We start from the raw sequence: 16,292 nt of genomic DNA, 5'->3' as shown, positions 1-16,292 counted from the left end.
CCCGCACCGCGGCGAGCGCGTCCCCCTCGCTGAGCCCGAGCCGCCGGGCCCGCTCGGCATACCCCTGGGCCGCGCCGGCCACCTCCCGCTCCGCCGCCGAGCCCGCGGCGGCGACGAACGTTCCGTTGCGCCCCCGCGTCTCGATCACCCCGTCCGCCTCCAGCGCCCGGTAGGCCTTGGCGACCGTGTTCGCGGCGAGCCCCAGGGACTCGGCCAGTCCGCGCACGGTGGGCAGCCGGTGGCCGACCGGCAGCGCCCCGGACCGCGCCTGTTCGGAGATCTGCGCGCGCACCTGCTCGTAGGGCGGCGTGCCGTCGTCGATACGGATCTTCAAGGTCACCCGGCGATTGTCCCGTATCCCCGGGAAAATGAGAGGCACCCGACCAGCCGGCCGCCGTAGCGTGCGCCACCATGACCGTTCTCGCACGCGACCTGCGTTCCGACGACCCGGCCGACGTGGCGGCCTTCGCCCGGGTCCGCCATCGGGCCCTGCCGTTCATCCTGTGGACGCCGGAGGCCGTCGTGCACCGGCTCGCGCACACCCACCCGGACGCCCGGAGCCGGTCCCTGGTCGCGGAGGAGGACGGGGAGGTGATCGGCACGGCCCAGATCGGGCTGGTGCACGACAGCCCGGAGCCCGGTCAGGCGTACCTGAACATCTACGTCGATCCGGAACGGTTCCGGCGCGGCGCCGGCGGCCTGCTGGTGCGTACCGCCGAGGAGTACCTGACCGGCGAGGGCGCGACGAAGCTGTACTCCTGGGTCCTGGACGAACCCGCCCACCTGGCCTTCGCCGAACGGCACGGCTACCGACGGCGGCGTGCCTCGCACTTCCTCCGGCTGGACCTGGCGAACGCCACGCTCCCGCCCCCCTCGTCCCCTCCCCCGGGTGTCGAGCTGCGCACCGCCGCCGACTACGCGGACGACCCCCGGCCCATGTTCGAGCTGGACGCGGAGACGGTCGCGGACGAACCGAGTGACGTGGACGTCGAGTTCACGGACTACGAGGCCTGGCTCGCGGAGACCTGGCGGCACCCGCTGCTCGACCGGGAACTGACCACGGTCGTGGTCGTCGACGGCCGCCCGGCCGCGTTCAGCGTCGCCTACACCGACGGCACCCGGTACGCGACCGCGATGACCGGCACGGTCCGCGCACAGCGCGGCCGGGGCCTGGCCAAGCTCGCCAAGACCGACTCCCTGCGCCGGGCCCGCGCGGCCGGGTACACGGAGGCGCTCACCGGCAACGACACCGACAACGGCCCGATGCTCGCCATCAACAAGTGGCTCGGGTACGAGATCCGCGCGACGGAGGTGCGCCATGTCCGCGAACTCGGCTGAACCGGCGACCGAGGTGAGCGTCGCACTGGTCAAGGCGGGCCGGACGAAGATCCGGTACGCGGCCACGCTGCTGCACGACGACGGCACCCGCCTCGCCGTCCGCGCCCCCTGGGCCGGTGACGGCGTGCGCGACTTCGGCTTCGTGCGCTTCGAGGCGGGGGACGTCTTCACCGAGTACTACTGGCGCGACCGCTGGTACGCGGTGAAGGAGGTGCGGAGCGCGGCCGGTGCGCTGAAGGGCTGGTACTGCGACGTCACCCGCCCCGCCGTCCTGGCCGGCACCGAGCTGGTCGTCGAGGATCTCGACCTGGACCTGTGGCGCTCCGCCGACGGCACGGACGTCCGGCGCCTGGACGAGGACGAGTTCGCCGAGAGCGGGCTGGCGGACCGGGACCCCGGGGCCGCCGACGCCGCGGTGGCCGCGCTGGACGAACTGGAGCGGCTGGCCCGCGGGGACGGCTTCACCGGCCTGCTGGAGTGACTGCTTCACCGGGCCCGTAGACGCAGTCAAGAGCACAACCGATAGACACAACCCATAGGCACCGCCCGCCGGCACGGCGTGCCGCGCGGCTCACCCGTACGTCGCCACCACCGCGTACCGCTCGTCGCTCACCTCCCTGCCCCACAGCGAGGGGTCGTCCGACAGCCGCTGCACGCGCACCTGTCCGGCGAGCGGGGCGAGCAGGGCGGTGAGCCGGTCGGCGGGTATGCCGACCGGGGCGACGCTCCCCCACACGCCCTCGACCAGGACCAGCCGCCCTCCGGGGCGCAGCAACTGCCGCCAGTGGCGCAGGGCACGGCCGGGATCGGGCAGCGTCCACAGGACGTGCCGGACCAGCACGGCGTCGAAGCGCTGCTCGCCCACGGGCGGTGCCGCCGCGTCACCGGTGAGGAACACCGCGTCACGACCGGCCAGTTTGGCCCTGGCCCGCTCCACCATGGCCGGGGAGAGGTCGACGCCGGTGACGCGGTGGCCCTGCTCGGCGGCGAGGAGTGACAGGCTGCCGGTGCCGCAGCCCAGGTCGAGGACGTCGCCGGGCCGCTCGGGCAGCCAGGAGGCCAGCCGGGCGGCCCAGGCCCGGCGCACCTCCGCGTCGCGCAGGCCGTGGTCCGGTTCGTCGTCGAAGGAGGCCGCCAGCGCGTCCCAGTCGACACCCGGTGCGGTCACTTCGTCACTGTTCCCACTCATGCGCCCAGGGTGACACCCGCCACTGACAACGGAGTCGGGGACCGGGAACGTGACAACCGCCACTGACAGGCATGCATCGATGAGTGAGTCTCGGGGAAAGGGTCTACCTCCGTGAGAACGCGGAACCCGGTGGATCCGTAAGGAGGCAGCCATGCGCCGTCTGACCGTGCAGAAGCCCCTGAAGAAGACCGACGCCCGCCGAGTCCGCGAGGAGATCGACGAGCGCCCCTCCGGGCGCCCGGAGGTCCGCAAGGACATCGCGCGCACCTGGTGGCCGGAGAGCTGACCGGCAGGTCGGCCATGAGACGCCTCAGACCAGCCGCTTGCGGTAGTGGACGCGGTCGTAGGGCCCGTCCACCCGGCGTGCCACGACTTCGTACCCGTACCTCGGGTAGATCTCCTGGTTCTCCCACATCATCGCGTTCGTGTAGAGCCTGACCTCGGGCAGGCCCAGCGTCCGCGCGTGCGCCTCCACGAACCGCAGCAGCCGCCGCCCCACGCCCCTGCCGTGTGCGTCAGGGTGGACGGCGATGCTGTCGAGGAACAGGTGGTCGGCGTGCGCCTCCAGGACGACGAGTCCCACGGGTCCCGCGGGGCCCGAGCCGGGCTCCTCGGTGACGAACACCTTCCCGGCCGCCACATTCGCCGCGTGGTCCGCCTCCATGGGCTGCGGCACCACTCCGATGCGCTCGATGTAGGGGCGGTAGGCGGCGTCGGTGACGGCCTTCACCGCCGGTACGTCCGCGGTGACCGCCTGCCGGATCTGCTCTCGTTCCATGCCGTGAACGGTAGCTACCTCAGCCCAGCCTGAGCACTCCCTTAACGCGACCATAAGGATCTCCGTCACCCGCCTCCAGCAGGCGATTTCACGGTTTCTTGGGGCTAGCTTGCTGATCAACCCCACGGGTTCCGGCCCGAGTTCCGCAATCCCCAGTGACCGTTTCGAGGAGTTCCCCATGCCCGCACCGTCCGCGCCCCGCAGGGTCGCCGCCGTCGCCGTCGCCGGTCTCGCCCCGCTCGCCCTGACCACGTTGGCCGCCGCCCCCGCCGCGGCGCACGGTTCGATGGGCGACCCGGTCAGCCGGGTGTCGCAGTGCCACGCCGAGGGACCCGAGAACCCGAAGTCGGCCGCGTGCAAGGCGGCGGTCGCGGCGGGCGGCACCCAGGCGCTCTACGACTGGAACGGCATCCGCATCGGCAACGCCGCGGGCAAGCACCAGGAACTGATCCCGGACGGCAAGCTGTGCAGCGCCAACGACCCGGCGTTCAAGGGCCTGGACCTGGCCCGCGCCGACTGGCCCGCGACCGGCGTGAGCAGCGGCTCGTACACCTTCAAGTACCGTGTGACGGCCCCGCACAAGGGCACCTTCAAGGTGTACATCACCAAGCCCGGCTACGACCCGTCCAAGCCGCTGGGCTGGGGTGACCTGGACCTGTCCGCGCCGGTGGCGACCTCCACCGACCCGGTGGCCTCGGGCGGTTTCTACACCTTCTCCGGCACGCTGCCCGAGCGGTCCGGCAAGCACCTGCTGTACGCGGTGTGGCAGCGCTCGGACAGCCCGGAGGCGTTCTACTCCTGCTCGGACGTCACCTTCGGCGGCACCGGTGGCAGCGGCAGCAGCAGCAGCGACAACGGCACGGCGGCCGACGGCTCCGCGGGCGCCGCCGCTCCGGCCCCCGAGGCGTCCGTTCCGTCCGAGGAGCAGATCGCGGCCGCCGCCGAGAAGTCGACCATCGAGCACCACGGCCACGGTGACCAGGACGCCGAGACGACGACCGACCCGGCCGACCCGGCCGCTCCGGCTTCCGGGGCCGCCGCGGCCGGTGCGTCCGACGGGGAGCCCAACCAGGTCAAGGCCGCCGGCGGGGGCGCCCAGAACCTCGCCGAGACCGGCGGGGACAGCACCACGCCCTACCTCGCGGTCGGCGGCGCCGCCGCTCTGGCGCTCGGCGCGGCCGTGCTGTTCGCGTCGGTGCGCCGTCGGGCCACCGGAGGCAGGCACAGCGGCTGACCCGGACCCGGGGGACACGGGGAACGCGGGGGCTCGTCCGGCGGCTCAGGCCGGACGAGCCCCCGCGTGGCGTGAGCCGGAGTGCCGGGGCGCCCGTCAGCCGAAGACCGAGGCGCAGGTGGTGGGCGTGGCGTGCGCCGGGTCCAGGGCGTTGGTCACCTCGTGGAAGGCGATCCGGTCGAACAGCCCGATCGCCAGGTGCTCGGAGAGGTCGAGCGGACACAGGTCCTGCAGCAGGACGTTGCGCACGCCGGGGCCGTCGAGGAACTGGCTGCGGTACGGCGTGACCACCTCGTCGTACTTCGTGGCGAGGACGGCGCTGACCAACGCCGTCGGCGTCGCAGGTGACAAGGGGCGGGGATCACCAGGCGGGCCGGATCGGCCCGCCCGGCGCCACCCGCAGCAGACCGTCGGCCAGCACCCGCACCCCGTCCTCGCCGAGCACGTCGGCCCAGGAGCCCACGGCCTCCGCCGCCGCCTCCTCCGCGGCCTGGGTACAGGCGCGCCCCGCCTCCGTCAGCACGACGAGCCGGGCGCGCGCGTCGGCGGGATGCGGCCGGCGCTCGACGTACCCCTTGCCGACCAGTTCGTCGACGAGCTGACTGGCGGCCTGCTTGGTCACGCCCAGGTGCACCGCCAGGTCGGTGACCGTCGCGCCGTCCGGGGCGAGCCGGGCGAAGGCGAAACCGTGCGCGGGCCGCACACCCTCGAAGCCGCGGGCGACGACACCCTCGTGGATGCGTTGCGTGAGCCCGCCGGCCGCGGCGAGCAGGGCGGCGGTGAGGGCCATGGCGTCGGAGTTCTGCACGGGGGCATTGAAGCACCCTTGACACATTGGTCAAGCAGCTTGACCATAAGGGGCGCAGAGGTAGTCAAGCTACTTGACCATAAGTCCCAGAGGAGCCCGTCATGCCCGTCGTCCGCTCGTCCGAAGGCACCACCCACGAGATCCACGGCACCCGCTTCGTCTCGTACGCGAGCCCCCGCACCGGCGGCAAGGAGCTGTGCGCCTGGCGGGGCGAGATCCCGGCGGGGACGAAGGCGCCCGCGCACACGGTCAGCCGGGAGGAGATCTTCCACCTGCTCACCGGCGAGCTGCTGATCACCCTCGACGGCCGCACCGAGCGCGTCACCGCGGGGGACACGGTGATCATCAACGCCGGCGCCGTCTTCGCCGTCGAGAACCCCGCCGGCCGGACCGCGACCTCCTGGGTCACCACCTCCGTCGGCCTGACGGCGGAGCTGGCCGACGGCACCCGGATCACTCCCCCGTGGGCCAACTGACCCGCGGGGGCCTCACGCCGCCAACGACCCCGGCATCACCGCCTTCGGCCCGAACTTCGCCCGCGCGCGGTCCGCGACCTCCTCGATCCGGCGGACCTTCTCGTCCACGGGGTCGAAGGTGAGCTGGTGGGAGGCCTGTTCGGCGGGGGCCAGGCCCTCGGCGCGCAGGGCGATCGAGCGGACCCGGGCGCGCTGGAGGCCGAGCGCCTCGTACAGGTCGTAGGCGGTCCGGGTCAGGGCCGCCGAGTGCGCGGTCGGCTCCTTCAGGGTGCGGCTGCGGGTGGTGGCCGACCGGTCGGCGTAGCGCACGGTGAGGGTCAGGGTGCGGCAGACCTTGTGCACGGCGCGCAGCCGGGCGCCCAGTTCCCCGGCGGCCGAGAGCAGGGCGCGGCGGTGGCGGCCGGGGTCGAGTTCGTCGCGGTCGAAGGAGCGGTCGGCGGCCAGCGAGCGGGAGACTCCGTTGGGCACGACCCGGCCGCGGTCGACGCCGTTCGCCTTCTCGTGCAGCTCCCGGCCGGACCTCGCGCCGACCAGGCGCTGGAGCGTGGACAGCGGCGCGGCGGCGACCCGGCCGAGGGTGTCGAGGCCGTACTCGCACAGGGTGCGGGCGGTCGCGGTGCCGACGCCGGGCAGCGCGGCGACGGGCTTGCCCGCGAGGAAGTCCCGCTCCTCGCCGCCGGGGACCGCGCGGGTCAGTCCGGGCCGGGCGTCGCGCAGCGCCATGCGGGCCAGCATCGGGCCGGGCCCGGCGCCGATCACGCAGTCCACGCCGTACAGCGCGAGGGCGCGGACCCGGATCACCGAGGCCAGTTCCACGGCGTCGCGCCCGAAGTACCGCTCGGCGCCGCGCAGGTCGGCCAGCGCGCCGTCCGGCGGCAGCGCCTCGACGACCGGCGTGAACTCCTCCAGGAGCCCGAGCAGTTCGGGCAGGGCCGCCTCGTACATCGGCGGCAGCTGGAAACGTACGCAGAGAATCGTCATCCCGCACTCCCCGGACTCTGGTGCCACAACTTCCTTCCGACCGCGGGCCCTTCGCCCGCGGGGCGCAGATCGGCCCAGGGGTGCATCTCGTACCCGGTGGACATGCGGATCCTCCGCTGCTCCACCGGGTCCTGGGCCGCGGAGCCGGCCGGCGCGGGCTGCCCGTCCGAACCGGCGAGGCGGCGGCGCGCCGGGCCGCCCTCGGGATCGTCGCCCCCCTGGCCTCCGCCCGTTCCGGCCAGCCGGGCGGCGACGCCCTCCAGCCCTTCCTCCCGGCGCACTTCCAGCAGGTCGGCGAGGTTCCACGCCGCCGAGCCGACCACGCTGAGGCTGCGCGGGCCGCGCCGCTGCACCACCCCGCGCACCAGCAGCAGCCAGGAGTGGAAGACGGTGTGCGCGCAGGCGTCGTGGGAGTCGTCGAAGAAGGCGAGGTCGACCAGTCCGGAGCCGTCGTCCAGGGTGGAGAAGATGACCCGGCGCCCGGAGCGGATCGGCGGGGTCTGGGTGGCCGCCTTGGCGCCCGCGACCAGCACCGTCTCCCCGTGCCGTGCCTCGCGCAGCCGCTTGGCCGACACCACGCCCAGCTCGCGCAGGAAGGTGCGGTGGTCGTCCATCAGGTTGCGCGAGGCGTCCATGGAGAGCACGCCCAGTTCGGCGCTGAGCCTCTCCGCCGAGGTGAGGTCGGGCAGTCCGGCGGAGGCGGTCTTGCGGCCGCCGGCGAGCGGGAGCTGGTCGCCGCGTCCGCCCCGGGCGCCGCGGTGCAGTTCGGTCAGGTGCAGTTGCAGGTCGCGGCGGTTGGCGCCGAACGCGTCCAGCGCGCCGACCTGGGCGAGCCGTCCGGCCAGCGGCCTGCTGGGACGGGCCCGTTCCCAGAAGTCGAGCAGGGAGGCGTAGGGCTGCCCTGCGGCGGTCCGCTCCGCCTCGGCCTCGCTGATGCCGTGCACGTCGGAGAGGGCGAGACGCAGGCCCCACACCTTCTTCCGGCGGGACGACGAATCAGACACCAGTTCGATCCGGTGTGCGACCCCCGACTTGTTCACGTCCAAGGGCAGGATCGGCACCCCGCGCCGCCGCGCGTCCGCCAGCAGCAGCCGCTTGGGGTACATGCCGGGGTCGTGGGTGAGCAGGCCGGCGTAGAAGGCGGCCGGGTGGTGGGCCTTCAGCCACGCCGACTGGTAGGTCGGCACGGCGAAGGCGACGGCGTGCGCCTTGCAGAAGCCGTAGCTGCCGAAGGCCTCGACGATCTCCCAGGTCCGCTGGATCGTTTCCGCGTCATAGCCGTTCGCCGTCGCGTGCTGGGCGAACCACACCTTGATCCGCCCCTGCGACTCCGGGTCGGACAGACCGCGTCGCACCCGGTCCGCCTCGCCGCGCCCGCAGCCGGTCATGATGTCGACGATGTCGATGATCTGCTCGTGGAAGACGACCACCCCGTACGTCCCCGCCAGCGGCTCCGCCAGGTCCTCGTGCGGGTAGCGCACCGGCGCCCGTCCGTGCCGGGCCTCGATGAACGGCCGCACCATGTCGGCGGCGACCGGACCCGGCCGGAAGAGCGAGATGTCGACCACGAGGTCGTGGAAGGTCGACGGCTGGAGCCGCCCCACCAGGTCCCGCTGGCCCGGCGACTCGATCTGGAAGCAGCCCAGCGTCTCGGCGGACCGGATCATCCGGTACGTCGCCGGGTCGCCCTCCGGCACGGCGTCCAGGTCGACCTCGGTGCCGGTCGCCCGCTTCACCTCGGCGACCGCGTGCGCCATCGCCGACTGCATCCGCACCCCGAGCACGTCCAGCTTGAGCAGCCCCAGGTCCTCCACGTCGTCCTTGTCGAACTGAGCCATCGGGAAGCCCTCGCCGCTGGTCGGCATGACCGGCGTACGGGAGAGCAGGGAGGCGTCGGAGAGCAGGACGCCGCAGGGGTGCATGGCGACGCCGCGCGGGAGGGCGTCGAGGCCCTCGACCAGCTCCCAGAGCTTGCCGTACCGCTCCTGCTCCCCCGCCAGCTCCTTCAGCTCGGGCAGCTCCTCCAGCGCCGCACGGGCGTCGCGGGCGCGGATGTGCGGGAAGGACTTGGCGACCCGGTCGATCTCGGCCGGGTCCATGGACAGGGCGGCGCCCACGTCGCGGATGGCATGGCGCACCCGGTACGTCTCCGGCATGGCGACGGTGGCGACCCGCTCGGTGCCGAAGCGGCCGATGATCGCGCGGTAGACCTCCAGGCGGCGCGCGGACTCCACGTCGATGTCGATGTCGGGCAGCACCACCCGCTCCTTGGACAGGAACCGCTCCATCAGCAGCCCGTGCTCGACCGGGTCGGCGTGCGCGATGCCGAGCAGGTGGTTGACGAGCGAGCCCGCGCCGGAGCCGCGCGCGGCGACCCGGATGCCCATGTGCCGTACGTCGTCCACGACCTGGGCGACGGTGAGGAAGTACGAGGCGAAGCCGTGGTGGGCGATGATGTCCAGCTCGTGGTGCATTCGCTCCCAGTACTCCCGGTGGTCCCGGCGCCGGTCGTAGCCGCGCCGCACCATGCCCGCCGCCGCCCGGGAGGCGAGCGCCCGCTGGGCGGTGCGGCGGCCGGCGCCCACGAGGTGCGGTTCGGGGAAGTGGACGGCGCCCATGCCGAGGTCGTCCTCGGGGTCGACCAGGCACTCGGCGGCCGTGGCCCGGGTCTGCTCCAGCAGGCGGTGGGCGGTCTCGCGCCTGAAGCCCGCGGACTCGACGATCCGCTCGGCGGCGCGCCCCATGGCACCGGCGTCCTTGAGCCAGGCCTCGCCGGAGTCCAGTTCCCCGGTGGCGTCGATGGGGACCAGGCGGCGGGCGGCGTCCAGGACGTCGGCGACCTGGCCCTGGCCGGGATCGGCGTAGCGGACGGCGTTGGAGAGCACCGGCCGCACGCCCTGCTCGGCGGCGAAGCCGACGGTGCGGGAGGCCAGCCGCAGGGAGCCGGGGCCGGTGCCCTCGCGGCCGTGCCAGACGGCCTCCAGGCGCAGGGCGTCGCCGTAGACCTCCCGCCAGGGGGCGAGGAGCCGCGCCGCGCGGTCGGGACGCCCGGCGGCGAGGGCGCGGCCGACGTCGGAGTCGGGGCCGAGCAGGACGGTCAGGCCGTCGGCGTGGTTGTCGGGCCAGGGCAGCAGCGGGGTGCCCTCCGCCGTGTGGGCGGCGGAGACCAGGCGGCACAGGTCGGCCCAGCCGCGGGCGCCGTCGCGGGCGAGGAAGGTCACCCGCGGGGCCGACTCGTCGACGAAGGCGCCGCCGCGCACGGGCACGCGGCGCCGGTCCCGGCGTACGGAGGTCTCCGTGCGGTCGGTTTCGGGCTCGGGGGCCGCCACCGCCAGCTCCGCGCCGAACAGGGGGCGGACGCCCGCCCTCGCGCAGGCCTTGGCGAAGCGGACGGTGCCCGCGAGGGTGTCGCGGTCGGTGAGGGCGAGGGCGTCCATGCCCCGCTCGACGGCACGCTCGGCCAGCCGCTCCGGGTGGGAGGCGCCGTAGCGGGCGGAGAACCCGGAGACGGTGTGCAGATGCGTGAAACCCGGCATCACGCACCTCCCGACTCATGAACCGACGCATGACCACGTATGCCCGAACGCCATTATCGAACGCCTGTTCCCAGCTACTCACCCACCATACCCCCAACCTCGAATGCGTGTACGACATCCGTTCGGCCCCGCCCCACCTGCGCAAACGCCCCCCGACCAGGACTGTGGGGACATGTCACACACACCGGGCCCCGGCACGCGAAGCGGCTCCTTCCTCGGTGAGGTGAAGGACGCCGTCACCCCGCGGGCCACCCTGCTGGTGCTCGGCGTGATCGCGCTCCAGCTGCTGTTCATCGCCTCCTACGTGGGGGCGCTGCACGACCCGAGGCCGAAGGACGTGCCCTTCGGGGTGGTCGCCCCCGGGGCGGCGGCCGAGCGGACGGTCGACCGGCTGGAACGGCTGCCCGGCTCCCCGCTGGACCCGCGCACGGTGACCGACGAGGCGGCCGCCCGGCGGCAGATCATGAACCGGGAGATCGACGGCGCCCTGGTCGTGAACCCCGAGGGCGGGCGGGACACCCTGCTGGTCGCCTCCGGCGGCGGCACCGTCCTCGCCACCACCCTGGAGGGCATCGTCGGCAAGGCGGAGCAGGCCGAGCGGCGCACGGTGCGGGTGGTCGACACGGCCCCGGCCTCGCCCCACGACTTCGACGGGCTGTCGTCCTTCTACCTGGTCGTGGGCTGGTGCGTCGGCGGCTATCTGTGCGCCTCGATCCTGGCGATCAGCACCGGTGCCCGGCCGGCCAACCCGCGCCGGGCGGCGATCCGGCTGATCGTGATGGCCCTGGTCGCGATCGTCGGCGGGCTCGGCGGCGCGGTGATCATCGGGCCGATCCTGGGCGCGCTGCCCGGCAGCGTGGTGGATCTGTGGGGACTCGGCGCGCTGATCACCTTCGCGGTGGGCGCCGCCACGCTCGCCCTCCAGGGCGTCTTCGGGATCGTCGGCATCGGTCTGGCGATCCTGCTGGTGGTGATCGCGGGCAACCCGAGCGCGGGCGGCGCCTTCCCGCTGCCGATGCTGCCGCCGTTCTGGAAGGCGATCGGCCCGTGGCTGCCGCCCGGCGCGGGCACCTGGACGGCCCGCTCGATCGCCTACTTCAGGGGCAACGACGTGACCGTCTCCCTGCTGGTGCTGTGGGCGTGGGCGGTCGCGGGCACGGTGATCACGATGCTGGCGGCCGTGCTGCCGCGCCCGGGGCGGCAGGAGGAGCTGCCGCCCACGCCGGCCACACCGCCCACGCCGCCCACTTCGGCCGGCTGACCGCCGTACGCGCACGGGCCCCCGGGCGGACTCCCGGAAGCCCACGCGGACACGCGGACACGCGGACACGCGGAAGTCCCGCCCCTCGCGCGCGGGACGGGACTTCACAGGGGTGCGGGTGCCGCTCAGCCGATCTGCGTACCGGTGGCCGACAGGGCCTCCGTCACCGGCTGGAAGAAGGTCTCGCCGCCCGAGGTGCAGTCGCCGCTGCCGCCGGAGGTGAGGCCGATGGCCTGGTCGCCCGAGAAGAGCGAGCCGCCGCTGTCGCCCGGCTCGGCGCAGACGTCGGTCTGGATCAGGCCGTTGACGATGTCGCCGTTGCCGTAGTTCACGGTGGCGTCCAGGCCGGTCACCGTCCCGTCGTGCACCTGGGTGGTGGAGCCGCTGCGGGTCACCTGCATGCCGACGGTGGCCTCGGCGGCGCCCGAGATGGCCTGCGAGGAACCGTTGTAGAGGTTCACCTCGCTCGGGTGGTCCACGTCGGCGGTGTACTTGACCAGGCCGTAGTCGTTGTCCGGGAAGCTGGACGCCGCGTTCTCGCCGATGACGTTCCCGGAGGAGTCCGACCAGGTCGAGATGGACTCGGTGCAGTGGCCCGCGGTGATGAAGTACGGCTCGCCGCCCTTGGTCACGTTGAAGCCGAGCGAGCAGCGCCCGCCGCCTCCGGTGATGGCGTCGCCGCCCGCGACGAAGGGCTTGTACTCGCCCTTGGTCCGCTTCAGCTCGGCCTTGGCGCCCAGCCCGTCGACCACCTTGGTCAGCTTGGCCAGTTCGGCCTCGGAGACCGTGCGGTCGGCGGTGACGACGACCTTGTTGGTGGTCGGGTCGGTCGCCCAGGACGTGCCCGGGATGGTCGCGTCCTCGGTGAGGGTGGTGCGCGCGCTCTTCAGGTCGGCGAGCGAGTTCTCGACGACTCTCGCCTTGGCGCCGGCCTCCTCGACGGTCTGCGCGGCGTTCTCGTCGAGCACGTTGACGATCAGGTTCTTGGCCTGCGCGTCGTAGTACGTGCCCGCCGCGTCGGTGCCGAGGTCACCGATCAGCGTGGAAGCGAGCTTTCCGGCCGCCGTGACCGACAGGGTCTCGGGCGCCGCGGCCGTGGGGGCCTCGCTGGCGTTCGCGGTCTGGAAGGTGACCCCGGCCGCGACCAGTGCGGTGATGCCCGCACCTACCACGGCGACCCGCCGCCTGGGTATGCGTCGGTGCTTCAACTCACGTCCTCCTGTGGGGGGTCGGTCCACGAGGTTGTGGGGACCCCGTGAACCGGAAGGCTGGTTGACGATCGTTAACTCTTCCGATTCCACAGGCCGCACACAAGGTCGCCATCAGGACGTGCGCACGACAACTCCAGTGTGGTCACAGGGCCTTCACCATTCATGTCGCCTTCCGCAGGATTCGCGCGACGGCCGCACCGGCGGACACCACCGCGAACACCGCAGGCACCGCGCACCCCCGCGGCCACCGCTGGCACGCGAGAGCCCCCGCACACCGTCGCCGCGGTGTGCGGGGGCTCGGGACAGACCGACTCAGTAGACGCTGACGCCGTAGGCGCTCAGGGCCTCCGTCACCGGCTGGAAGAACGTCGTACCGCCGGAGGAGCAGTTGCCGCTGCCGCCGGAGGTCAGACCGTACGCGGTGCCGTTGCTGCCGTAGAGCGAACCGCCGGAGTCGCCGGGCTCGGCGCAGACCGTGGTCTGGATCAGGCCCGAGACGATGTCGCCGCCGCCGTAGTTGACGGTGGCGTTCAGGGCGGTGACCCGGCCGCTGTGGGTGCCGGTGGTGGAGCCGTCACGGATGACGGTGGTGCCCACGCTCGGGGTGGCGGCGCGGGTGATGTCCACGCCGTTGGCGGTGCCGGGCCGGGAGACGGAGCCCGTGTACTGCACGATGCCGTAGTCGTTGCCCGGGAAGCTGGAGCCCGCCGTCTGTCCGATGACGGTGCCTCCGGAGCTGGCGCGCCAGGCCCCGGCGCCGTCGGTGCAGTGACCGGCGGTCAGGAAGTACTCGGTGCCGTTGCTGGCCCGGACGTTGAAGCCGAGTGAGCAGCGCCAGCTGCTCGCGTAGATGGCGTCGCCGCCCTGGATGAGCTTGTTGAACGTGCCGGGGGTGCGCTTGATCGTGAACGCGCCGGCCTTGTCGCCGGCCTGCTCCTTGATCTTCGCTATCTCGGCCTGGGAGACGGTGCTGTCGACGGTGAGCAGCACCCGGCCGGACTTGCTGTCGACGGCCCAGGCGGTGCCCGGGACGTCGGCCTTGAGCACCGCGCTGCCGGCGCTGCTCAGCTCGGCGGCGCTGAAGGTGGCCGGGGTGGATGCCGCGTTCGCGCTGGGGATCGCGACGGCGGCCGCGGCCACGAGGCCGGTGGATACGGCGATCAGCCGAGTCCGTCTCGTGATGCCGCTGCGGGGGGTGGTGCGCTTGATCCTCACTTTTCGTTCCTCCACAGGGGAAGTCGGGGGCCCCTCTTGTGGGGTCGGGGGCCCGTGAGGCGCAGCCAGGGGCGGACCTCCGGGTTCCGGATACGTCGTGCTCCTGACAAGCGCTGAGGTTGGAGTATTCGGCCGAACGACCGGTCGGCGCAAGAGTGCCTTTCGGCCGTCAAGCTTTGAACGACTTTTACCCGACTCTCCGTCACCGACCGTTGACCTTCGGTGCAGTTCACCCCGCCTCGCCTCGGCGGGGATGTCCGGAAGTCGCCCCTCCGGATGACCGGTCCGGCGGGGGCTGACGGGGACTGACGGGGACTGACGGGACTTCAGCAGCTGCAGCCGCAGTCGCAGCCGTCGCAGCCGCAGTCGCACCCGTCGTCGCCGCAGCAGTTGCTGCAGCAGTCACAGCAGTCGCAGCAGTTGCCGCAGTCGCAGTTGGAGCAGAGCCCTTCCCTGCGCTGCCGGCTCCAGGGGTCCTCGAAGGTGCCGCAGCACATCTGGCACGTGCAGGCCAGCCCGAGCCACACGGCGCAGCCCGCGAGCAGCCCGCGCCGGTCGCGGCGGGGCGGCTCCGGGGGCATCGGACCACCGGGGCCGCCGGGTGCACCGGGGGCGCCCGGGGTGCTGCCGGGAGGGGCGTACGGATGGCTGCCGTGGGCGCACGAGACGGTGCCGAACGCGCGGTCCACGGAATTGCCCAGCTCGTGCACGAGCAGCCGGTGCACCAGCCGCCCGTCGGTGAACTCGGCCTCCCGCAGGGCCAGCCGCACCCCGTGCACGGCGTCGTCGGCGAGCCGCCGGGCCTCGGTGAGCGGCGTCCCGGTGGCGGTGAGCGGGTTCCAGGCGCCGGACGCGGCGTCGGCCTCCCGGTCCTCCACGGCGTCCAGGAGGTGGGCGAGCCTGCCGAAGAGCCGTCCGGCCTCGGCGAGCGGCGCGGCGTTGTGCGGCCGCCCGGCGAGGTGCGCGGTGTGCGCGAAGGCGGCGGCGGTCGCGGTCTCGGTCGGCTCGGTCACGGTGAGCAGCGGCGTCCCGGGCCCGGCGAGCGCCTCGATGCCGCCCTGCCGGTCCACGGCGTCGACCAGTACGGCGGTGTCGAAGCCGACGGCACTGCCGCCGCGCGCCCCGGCCGCGTCCCAGCCGGTGGCGATCCGGCGGGCGGCGAGTGCCACCGGGCGGCGGGCCAGCAGGCCGTCGCCGTCGGCGACGTGGTCGCGGACCTTGGCCGAGGCCAGCACCAGGGAGACGGCCGCCGCGAGCCGGGCCCCCTCGCCGTGCGCGACGGACGCGGTGCGCATCCCGCGCAGCGGGCAGGGCCCGGCGGTGCGCCGCCCGGCACCCGCGCCGCCCCGCTCGGCCTGAGCCTCCGTCAAAACCGATATGAGAAGCCCGTCATAGTTCGTCACTATTCGAGCGAACTGCCCGTGGTCCTTGCGCAGTGCGAGGCACAACCCGCACAAATGAGCCATCCACTGGCTCGTGAGGCTCTCTCCGAGCCGGTGCCGGCACGGTCTGACGATTCCGAACACGACGCTCCCCCGTGGTTGGTACGACGCTGAGCTGCGGCATCGTACCGACCGCCGCCATCACCCGTACGCACCCTCTCTCACCCGTGTGCCGTGAAGAATCATATTTCACTCACAGTCAGCAGCCGTTTGGGAAACGACCCTTGGGACACAAGGACTCTCGACGTATCCGCTGTGCACCAGTACCGTCACAAACCCCCCGCGCGGCGTCTATCCACTTGGCGCGACGTCCGCATCATGGATGACCATAGGGATGCGGAAGCACGAAAGACCGCTGTGAGAGGAGGCGTCCATGGGATCGGTACGCAAGGCGAGTGCGTGGCTCGGCCTCGTCGACGACAACGATGACGAGCGTTACTACGACGACGACTACTCCGAGGGAAACGAGACCGGCGACGCCTGGGTCACGGACCCGCGGGTCAAGGTGGCCTCGGACGTGGCCGAGGAGAAGGGCCGCCGCATCGCGACGGTCACCCCGGACAGCTTCCGGGACGCACGGGCCATCGGTGAGCTGTTCCGGGACGGGGTGCCGGTCATCGTGAACCTGACGGCCATGGAGGGCACCGACGCCAAGCGCGTGGTCGACTTCGCGGCCGGGCTCATCTTCGGCCTGCGCGGTTCGATCGAGCGGGTGTCCACCCGGGTGTTCCTGCTGAGCCCGGCCGACACCCAGGTCATCAGCGGCGAGCCCGCCGCGCACCGTTCCGACGGTTTCTTCAACCAGAGCTGAGGCGGGGCCGCG

At 73.1% G+C, this 16,292-nt stretch carries 16 protein-coding genes and 1 pseudogene; 7 read left to right on the top strand and 10 right to left on the bottom strand.

The window, feature by feature from the left end; genetic code table 11:
* The coding region (locus K7854_RS29260) for a GntR family transcriptional regulator (RefSeq protein WP_226029560.1) at positions 1–340 on the bottom strand (340 nt) is incomplete at its 3' end.
* 71 nt (positions 341–411) lie between these two features.
* Here K7854_RS29260 and K7854_RS29255 point away from each other — a divergent pair.
* A complete protein-coding gene (locus K7854_RS29255) occupies positions 412–1,338 on the top strand; it encodes a GNAT family N-acetyltransferase (RefSeq protein WP_226029559.1) in 927 nt (308 codons plus the stop codon).
* Complete coding sequence (locus K7854_RS29250; RefSeq protein WP_226029558.1) at positions 1,319–1,819, top strand: ribonuclease FAU-1 family protein; 501 nt, start codon at positions 1,319–1,321, stop codon at positions 1,817–1,819. The genes K7854_RS29255 and K7854_RS29250 overlap by 20 nt, the downstream gene beginning before the upstream one ends.
* A gap of 90 nt (positions 1,820–1,909) precedes the next feature.
* On the opposite strand, the gene K7854_RS29245 is transcribed toward K7854_RS29250, so the two are convergent.
* Positions 1,910–2,527: a class I SAM-dependent methyltransferase gene (locus tag K7854_RS29245; RefSeq protein WP_226029557.1), complete on the bottom strand. Its 618-nt coding sequence runs from the start codon at positions 2,525–2,527 to the stop codon at positions 1,910–1,912.
* A 151-nt stretch (positions 2,528–2,678) separates the two neighbouring features.
* Between K7854_RS29245 and K7854_RS37585 the strand changes: the two genes are divergently transcribed.
* Entirely contained in the window at positions 2,679–2,813 is a 135-nt protein-coding gene (locus K7854_RS37585; protein WP_003977094.1) for a hypothetical protein, read from the top strand.
* Positions 2,814–2,837: 24 nt separating this feature from the next.
* On the opposite strand, the gene K7854_RS29240 is transcribed toward K7854_RS37585, so the two are convergent.
* Entirely contained in the window at positions 2,838–3,305 is a 468-nt protein-coding gene (locus tag K7854_RS29240) for a GNAT family N-acetyltransferase (RefSeq protein ID WP_226029556.1), read from the bottom strand.
* A 178-nt stretch (positions 3,306–3,483) separates the two neighbouring features.
* Here K7854_RS29240 and K7854_RS29235 point away from each other — a divergent pair, with 178 nt between their 5' ends.
* Positions 3,484–4,539, top strand: coding sequence for a lytic polysaccharide monooxygenase auxiliary activity family 9 protein (locus K7854_RS29235; protein WP_226029555.1), 1,056 nt, complete (start codon positions 3,484–3,486; stop codon positions 4,537–4,539).
* 96 nt (positions 4,540–4,635) lie between these two features.
* Here the strand turns inward: K7854_RS29235 and K7854_RS29230 are convergent.
* Positions 4,636–4,854, bottom strand: a pseudogene (locus K7854_RS29230) (lipase); the annotation flags it as partial.
* 46 nt (positions 4,855–4,900) lie between these two features.
* Positions 4,901–5,347, bottom strand: a complete 447-nt coding sequence (locus K7854_RS29225) for a MarR family winged helix-turn-helix transcriptional regulator (RefSeq protein WP_226029554.1) — start codon at positions 5,345–5,347, stop codon at positions 4,901–4,903.
* Positions 5,348–5,448: 101 nt separating this feature from the next.
* Between K7854_RS29225 and K7854_RS29220 the strand changes: the two genes are divergently transcribed.
* Positions 5,449–5,823 carry a cupin domain-containing protein gene (locus K7854_RS29220; RefSeq protein ID WP_226029553.1) on the top strand — a complete coding sequence of 125 codons (375 nt, stop codon included), beginning with the start codon at positions 5,449–5,451 and terminating at the stop codon, positions 5,821–5,823.
* Between the two features lie 12 nt (positions 5,824–5,835).
* On the opposite strand, the gene K7854_RS29215 is transcribed toward K7854_RS29220, so the two are convergent.
* Together K7854_RS29215 and K7854_RS29210 are read right to left on the bottom strand one after the other, a co-directional pair.
* A complete protein-coding gene (locus tag K7854_RS29215) occupies positions 5,836–6,804 on the bottom strand; it encodes a DNA polymerase Y family protein (RefSeq protein WP_226029552.1) in 969 nt (322 codons plus the stop codon).
* Positions 6,801–10,340, bottom strand: coding sequence for a DNA polymerase III subunit alpha (locus tag K7854_RS29210; protein ID WP_226029551.1), 3,540 nt, complete (start codon positions 10,338–10,340; stop codon positions 6,801–6,803). Before K7854_RS29210 ends, K7854_RS29215 begins: the two co-directional genes overlap by 4 nt.
* A 172-nt stretch (positions 10,341–10,512) precedes the next feature.
* Between K7854_RS29210 and K7854_RS29205 the strand changes: the two genes are divergently transcribed.
* Positions 10,513–11,601, top strand: a complete 1,089-nt coding sequence (locus K7854_RS29205; protein WP_226029550.1) for a DUF3533 domain-containing protein — start codon at positions 10,513–10,515, stop codon at positions 11,599–11,601.
* A gap of 125 nt (positions 11,602–11,726) precedes the next feature.
* On the opposite strand, the gene K7854_RS29200 is transcribed toward K7854_RS29205, so the two are convergent.
* The 3 genes from K7854_RS29200 to K7854_RS29190 all read right to left on the bottom strand — a co-directional run bounded on the left by K7854_RS29200 (position 11,727) and on the right by K7854_RS29190 (position 15,553).
* Complete coding sequence (locus K7854_RS29200) at positions 11,727–12,809, bottom strand: S1 family peptidase (protein WP_226029549.1); 1,083 nt, start codon at positions 12,807–12,809, stop codon at positions 11,727–11,729.
* 315 nt (positions 12,810–13,124) lie between these two features.
* Positions 13,125–14,027, bottom strand: a complete 903-nt coding sequence (locus K7854_RS29195; RefSeq protein WP_226029548.1) for a S1 family peptidase — start codon at positions 14,025–14,027, stop codon at positions 13,125–13,127.
* A gap of 326 nt (positions 14,028–14,353) precedes the next feature.
* Complete coding sequence (locus tag K7854_RS29190) at positions 14,354–15,553, bottom strand: DUF5685 family protein (protein WP_226029547.1); 1,200 nt, start codon at positions 15,551–15,553, stop codon at positions 14,354–14,356.
* 289 nt (positions 15,554–15,842) lie between these two features.
* Here K7854_RS29190 and K7854_RS29185 point away from each other — a divergent pair, with 289 nt between their 5' ends.
* Positions 15,843–16,280, top strand: coding sequence for a cell division protein SepF (locus tag K7854_RS29185; RefSeq protein ID WP_061445547.1), 438 nt, complete (start codon positions 15,843–15,845; stop codon positions 16,278–16,280).
* The last annotated feature ends 12 nt before the right edge of the window (positions 16,281–16,292 follow it).

The organism is Streptomyces hyderabadensis, assembly GCF_020404845.1.
GTDB classification, from domain to species: domain Bacteria; phylum Actinomycetota; class Actinomycetes; order Streptomycetales; family Streptomycetaceae; genus Streptomyces; species Streptomyces hyderabadensis.
The sequence above is the reverse complement of the archived record's forward strand: the minus strand, read 5'-3'. Positions and strand labels throughout refer to the sequence as shown.

What these genes read in the sequence shown, in the direction of transcription:
- K7854_RS29255 (WP_226029559.1), top strand. Translation starts at nt 412, where the DNA reads ATGACCGTTCTCGCACGCGACCTGCGTTCCGACGACCCGGCCGACGTG.
- K7854_RS29250 (WP_226029558.1), top strand. Translation starts at nt 1,319, where the DNA reads ATGTCCGCGAACTCGGCTGAACCGGCGACCGAGGTGAGCGTCGCACTG.
- K7854_RS29245 (WP_226029557.1), bottom strand. Translation starts at nt 2,527, where the DNA reads ATGAGTGGGAACAGTGACGAAGTGACCGCACCGGGTGTCGACTGGGAC.
- K7854_RS37585 (WP_003977094.1), top strand. Translation starts at nt 2,679, where the DNA reads ATGCGCCGTCTGACCGTGCAGAAGCCCCTGAAGAAGACCGACGCCCGC.
- K7854_RS29240 (WP_226029556.1), bottom strand. Translation starts at nt 3,305, where the DNA reads ATGGAACGAGAGCAGATCCGGCAGGCGGTCACCGCGGACGTACCGGCG.
- K7854_RS29235 (WP_226029555.1), top strand. Translation starts at nt 3,484, where the DNA reads ATGCCCGCACCGTCCGCGCCCCGCAGGGTCGCCGCCGTCGCCGTCGCC.
- K7854_RS29220 (WP_226029553.1), top strand. Translation starts at nt 5,449, where the DNA reads ATGCCCGTCGTCCGCTCGTCCGAAGGCACCACCCACGAGATCCACGGC.
- K7854_RS29215 (WP_226029552.1), bottom strand. Translation starts at nt 6,804, where the DNA reads ATGACGATTCTCTGCGTACGTTTCCAGCTGCCGCCGATGTACGAGGCG.
- K7854_RS29210 (WP_226029551.1), bottom strand. Translation starts at nt 10,340, where the DNA reads ATGCCGGGTTTCACGCATCTGCACACCGTCTCCGGGTTCTCCGCCCGC.
- K7854_RS29205 (WP_226029550.1), top strand. Translation starts at nt 10,513, where the DNA reads ATGTCACACACACCGGGCCCCGGCACGCGAAGCGGCTCCTTCCTCGGT.
- K7854_RS29185 (WP_061445547.1), top strand. Translation starts at nt 15,843, where the DNA reads ATGGGATCGGTACGCAAGGCGAGTGCGTGGCTCGGCCTCGTCGACGAC.